This is a genomic window from Flagellimonas flava (genome assembly GCF_050617915.1).
GTDB classification, from domain to species: domain Bacteria; phylum Bacteroidota; class Bacteroidia; order Flavobacteriales; family Flavobacteriaceae; genus Flagellimonas; species Flagellimonas flava_A.
In genome coordinates, this window is sequence record NZ_JBODQE010000121.1 from 1 (window position 1) to 247 (window position 247).

General features: G+C 38.1%; 1 protein-coding gene. It reads left to right on the forward strand.

Going from position 1 to position 247, the window contains the following annotated elements:
• Positions 1 to 48: 48 nt before the first annotated feature.
• The coding region (locus ACRHOZ_RS21215) for a hypothetical protein (protein WP_431130335.1) at positions 49 to 247 on the forward strand (199 nt) is incomplete at its 3' end.

Below are 247 nucleotides of genomic sequence, written 5' to 3' on the forward strand. Positions count from 1 at the left end.
GTTCCCATAATTAGTATTGTTACCAGTTGTTTTCCTACGGGTGTATCCATGAGAAAATGGGAAGGTGCCACTTTTGGACAAACACAATATGCCAAAGACGCTATGTTGCATGCTGCCAAAGCAATGGTTTTTACCAGAATAGACTACTTGACCAATAAGGAAATCCAAAAACAAATACATGGGGAATTTGTACAACGCGTTCGAAATCGAATCTATCAGGATACTATAGGAATTAGAACTAATGAGT